Annotated in this window: 6 protein-coding genes; 5 read left to right on the top strand and 1 reads right to left on the bottom strand. The window is 44.0% G+C overall.

The genetic code is table 11. The features are described 5' to 3' along the window. Together WB217_RS01475 and WB217_RS01470 are read left to right on the top strand one after the other, a co-directional pair. On the top strand, nt 1–259 hold a 259-nt coding region (locus tag WB217_RS01475), incomplete at its 5' end, for a hypothetical protein (protein ID WP_423989984.1). Nucleotides 260–334: 75 nt separating this feature from the next. Then, a complete protein-coding gene (locus WB217_RS01470) occupies nt 335–598 on the top strand; it encodes a hypothetical protein (RefSeq protein ID WP_423989982.1) in 264 nt (87 codons plus the stop codon). 52 nt (nt 599–650) lie between these two features. Here WB217_RS01470 and WB217_RS01465 read toward each other — a convergent pair whose 3' ends face one another. After that, a complete protein-coding gene (locus tag WB217_RS01465) occupies nt 651–1,670 on the bottom strand; it encodes a YeiH family protein (RefSeq protein ID WP_423989980.1) in 1,020 nt (339 codons plus the stop codon). 427 nt (nt 1,671–2,097) lie between these two features. Here WB217_RS01465 and nagE point away from each other — a divergent pair, with 427 nt between their 5' ends. From nagE to WB217_RS01450, 3 genes are all read left to right on the top strand, one after another. Continuing rightward, nucleotides 2,098–3,474: an N-acetylglucosamine-specific PTS transporter subunit IIBC gene (gene nagE, locus WB217_RS01460; protein WP_423989978.1), complete on the top strand. Its 1,377-nt coding sequence runs from the start codon at nt 2,098–2,100 to the stop codon at nt 3,472–3,474. A 220-nt stretch (nt 3,475–3,694) separates the two neighbouring features. Beyond that, nucleotides 3,695–4,612, top strand: coding sequence for a haloacid dehalogenase-like hydrolase (locus WB217_RS01455; RefSeq protein ID WP_423989976.1), 918 nt, complete (start codon nt 3,695–3,697; stop codon nt 4,610–4,612). Nucleotides 4,613–4,694: 82 nt separating this feature from the next. Then, nucleotides 4,695–4,886: a hypothetical protein gene (locus WB217_RS01450; protein ID WP_423989974.1), complete on the top strand. Its 192-nt coding sequence runs from the start codon at nt 4,695–4,697 to the stop codon at nt 4,884–4,886. Nucleotides 4,887–4,997 lie beyond the last annotated feature (111 nt).

The raw sequence follows: 4,997 nt of genomic DNA, 5'->3' as shown, positions 1-4,997 counted from the left end.
AGAACTTCCTGACACTCTGTTCCCGCTTTTTTATGATGATTGGTTCCTTAAAATCAGGACGGTGCTGGAAAGCAGGATCATCAGGATATGTGAGGACTTGCTTAATGCATCCCGAGAAAAAGAAGTGGCAATTGAGCTATTGAAAATTCTGATGAAGTTCAACCCTGGGGAAGAACTATATCAGGAACAGCTTGTAGCATTGCTGCAAAAAACAAATAGACAAAAAGAAGCGGGATATTTCAGAAATAAAAGTGAATAGTCATTTATGTAATGATTCTGTAATGCTCTTAATGCTATAGTTATTAGACTGAAAATTTAGCGAGGAGCATGTGAAATGAATGACGAATTGATCTTGTACGATTTAGCTGAACAAAGGCAATTCCGATCCGTTCAAAATAAAATCATGAATGATACCTATACAGATCAAGATTTTATTCTATTGCTCGGTTTGCTAAAAAGGCATGCTGACAAAATGGATCTGGTACAAACGAAAAAATTATGCGAGTTAGTGCAGTATTTATATTCGATTGAGCGGGAAGAACGCCTGACCAATGACCTGATGGATATCGTAAATGGAATGTTTTATACGCAGCATTAAAATAGAAAAGCAGCCAAATTCGGAAATTCGAAATTGGCTGCTTTTATTATGTCTATAGAAAAACTGTTACAAGAAAATAACCAAATAATGATAAAAGCACTGATCCTGCCAAGCCTGCGGACAGCGCCTTTCCGCCCATCTGCCGGAACGATTTGAAGTCCACACTAAGACCGAGTCCGGCCATCGCCATCCCAATCAGCAAGTAAGCGAAGCTGACGATTGCAGCGGCGGCATCTTCACTGATCATCCCGGTTGTATTAAGTGCACTGACAGCAAGAAAGCCAAGGATGAACCAGGGAATCGGCAGATCTGCTAACGTCATTTTTTGGCCTGCACTCTGGTTTTCTTTTCGCTTGATGATAAAACCGATCAGAATTGCTACCGGAACGAGCAATGCTACTCGGGTTAATTTTACAATAATGGCAAGGTCCGAGGCTTGTTGCCCTGCCGGATCGGCGGCGGCTACCACATGCGCGATTTCATGCAATGTACCACCTGCGAATACCCCATAATCAAGGACATTCAAACCGAGATAGGAGAATAATAGCGTATAGACGATGGTGAAAATCGTCCCCAGCACCGCGACATTTGCTGCGCCGACAGCAGTTTCCTTTTCATTTGCCTTGATAACCGGTGCGATGGCGACAACGGCGGCAGCTCCACAAATTGCTGTACCGCACGCGGTTAGAATACCAAGCCGCTTTTCAACCTTAAAAAGCCTGCTCAATCCGTAAACCGCCAAGAGCGCAAACACCAGATTTGCAAAGGCAATCATAAATACTGTCGCACCGGCATTGTAAATATCGGAGAGATTCAGCCTGAATCCAAGCAAAATGATGCCAAGACGGAGGAGCTTTTTGCTTGAAAAAGAAGCACCCTCCATAAGACCACTGTTCACTCCAGCCGTTGCGCGCCAAACCATTCCGAACATGATGGCAATGACTAGCTGACCCATGATTGAAAAGAATGGCAGTCCTGCTATTAATCTAGCAGCCAGAGCCAAAGCTAATGTTAATAATATCCCTTTCATCACCGGGACGGTGAATCGGGGCAGAAAATCAGTTGTTTTCATATGTGCACGTCCTTTATATCCATCTGCCTATCTATCACTTTACCGAATGAAAGGAAAATAGCAAAGCCCTGGTAAGTATTCTGGGCTGAATTGGCAATATTCACAAAATGGGAAAATGCCTTGAGCAGAGATTCTGCTTGTAAAACGGTAATGTTGGTTCTTTTCCTCTTCCCGGAAAGGAATTTTCTACTGGTCATCGAATAAGCTATAAGTATAAGCCCATGTCCCGAAAAATATGGGTGAAGAACTCATGAAGGGAGCGCTGAGTCTTCTGAAGTCGAAATATTAAAAATAGTCTTTTTATAGGGTTTTCTTTAGGGGACCGAAGTGTTAAACTATGCATGTGTTTACAAATTTCTACAGTGGGGTTCTGTTTCTTTATCGAAAAATGTAAGCATTTACAATTTTACAGAAAGAGGTGTTGAGAATGCTAGGATTTTTACAAAGGATCGGGAAAGCATTGATGCTGCCGATCGCTGTTTTACCTGCAGCTGCGTTATTGCTGCGCCTCGGGCAGCCGGACTTATTGGATATTTCTTTTATCTCTGCAGCAGGTGACGCAATCTTCGCTAACCTGGCGCTATTGTTTGCGATTGGGGTTGCAGTCGGAATTGCAAAGGATGGGAACGGAGCGGCCGGACTTGCCGGTGCGATTGGCTACTTCGTTTTGACTAAAGGAGCGGGAGCTATTGACGAAAGTATCAATATGGCGGTACTTGGCGGTATCCTTTCCGGTGTAATCGCCGGTTTGCTTTACAATCGCTACCATGATATTAAATTGCCTGACTGGCTTGGTTTCTTCGGAGGCAAGCGATTTGTGCCAATCATCACTTCTTTGGTCATGATTGTCCTTGCAGGAGTTTTTGGTTATGTATGGCCGCCAATTCAGGCTGGCATCAACAATATTGGCGAATGGATAGTCGGAGCAGGTGCTCTAGGAGTAGGCGTATTCGGCTTCTTGAACCGCTTATTAATTCCAATGGGCCTCCACCATGTTCTAAATGCTCTTGTCTGGTTTGAATTTGGCTCATTTACAGATGCAGCAGGAGAAGTTGCGAAAGGTGACTTGAACCGCTTCTTCGCCGGCGACCCGAAAGCCGGTATCTTCATGAATGGTTTCTTCCCAGTCATGATGTTCGGTCTTCCGGCAGCAGCTTTTGCGATGATTGCCGCAGCGAAAAAAGAACGTAAAAAAGCTGTTACAGGTGCCCTTGTAGGGGTAGCCTTCACATCTTTCCTTACAGGGATCACTGAACCAATCGAATTCTTGTTCATGTTCTTATCTCCATTCTTATATGGAATTCATGCCGTGTTGACTGGTTTGGCGATGTCCATCACATACTTGCTGGATATCCACCATGGTTTCGGGTTCTCTGCCGGTGCGATTGACTACGTCTTAAACTACGGTATTGCCCAAAAACCATTGTTATTATTGGGAGTCGGTTTGGTATATGGAGTACTTTATTTCGTGATATTCTACTTCCTGATCATCAAGCTTGATCTTAAAACGCCTGGACGTGAAGACGAGATTGAGGGAGAGTTCACTGAAAGCGGGTCTTCAAAAGGAAATTACTCTGAGCTTGCAGACAAGTACCTTGCAGCGCTTGGAGGAAAAAGCAACCTGAAGGAGCTCGACAACTGCGTTACCCGCCTTCGATTAAAAGTGGCTGATATGGATAAAGTAAATGAAGCAGAGTTAAAAAGGCTTGGCGCAAAAGGTGTTTTGAAACTTAATAAAACAGACCTTCAAGTTATTGTTGGTACCGATGTTGAGTTTGTCGCCAATGAAATGAAGCGGAAATAAGCGATGTGCACAGGTGACTTGGCGGTTTTTACCGCCAGGTCTTTATTTTTTTAGGGTCGATCAGAGTTGAACAATCTTTTTCACCAGTTTGACGAAAGAATTCACCAGTTGGAAAAGTTTTTTCACCAGTTGAAGTAAATATTTCACCAGTTGAGAATTCAAGTCCCATTGCTATATCGGTCATGTAGTATTTTTTACATAAAATAAGGAGGGAACCAGGATGAAACGTTTATTGGATTGCACAGCATCAGATTTCGAAAAAATGACAGGACAGGATTTGAAAAAAGCGATTATCGCCTCGGAAGGAAGAACCATATTATCAGAAGTGATTGGTGCGTTTTCACCGCTTTACCCTGCAGTTACAAATGCGGAAATGGCCGCTGCCTTTGGGGCAGACCTTATTCTTTTGAACTTTTTCGATGTCATGAACCCAGGAATTGAGAGTCTAATTGAAACGGAGCCAGAGAATGTAGTCCGAAAATTGAAGGAGCTTGTTGGCCGCCCAGTCGGTTTGAACCTTGAGCCGGTTGATCTTCAGGCGGATAAGTTAGAGGCGTTTCAACAGCTGCCACAAGGGAGGATTGCGACTGACGCATCACTTCAGAAGGCGAAGGAGCTTGGTTTTGACTTTGTCTGTTTGACTGGAAATCCTAAAACAGGGGTTACCAATACAGAAATTACAAAGGCGATCGAAAAAGCACGTGCGGCATTTGGCCCAGACGGATTGATCATTGCTGGAAAAATGCATGGGGCAGGGGTTGCGGGAGAGACAGGCAGTTCGATGATGACGGAAGAAACCCTGCATGCATTTGTCGAAGCAGGCGCAGATATTATCTTGATTCCTTCACCAGGCACAGTACCGGGCTTTACGGTTGAGAAGACCGCCAAGCTTGTGGATTTGGTGCATCAAAAGGGAGCCCTCGCCATCCTGACAACTGGTACAAGCCAGGAAGGAGCAGATGAGGCTACAATCAAGCAAATCGCCTTGAGCAGTAAAATGGCAGGAGCTGATTTATATCATATCGGTGATGCAGGAGCAGCTGGAATTGCTTCTCCGGAAAATATTATGGCGTATTCGATCGTCGTACGCGGTAAGCGGCATACCTATGTAAGAATGGCTTCTTCCATTTTAAGGTAATACCCTTCTGGAAGTTGGTCACGGCGAATATTAGGGTAAAAGTAGAGGAGAATGCTGATACTAACTTCAGGAGGGATTGTTCATGAAAAAAGATAAGTATGTAAATATAGATCCAAACGCCAAACCTGTGTCTACTGTATCTGAAGAAGAACAGATTGAAACTTCCGAAGCAAATATGAAACTCCAGGATGCCTTTTATGATGAAAACGAAAGCAACGGAGTGGACCCGGCAAACCTGAATAATCAGTCTGCCATTCTTACTGATATGGATTAAAAGCCGGCTCATCGACGCCGGCTTTTTAATTGAAATATTTTTACCCTATTGGTGACGATCCGTCTTATCGCTTTGGTCCTTGTTGCGTTTATTGCCCTTGCTGTTGTCCCC

The organism is Mesobacillus sp. (assembly GCF_049588175.1).
Taxonomy (GTDB): Bacteria; Bacillota; Bacilli; order Bacillales; family Cytobacillaceae; genus Mesobacillus.
Note: the sequence above shows the minus strand (reverse complement) of the source record. Positions and strands in the feature narration are given on the sequence as shown.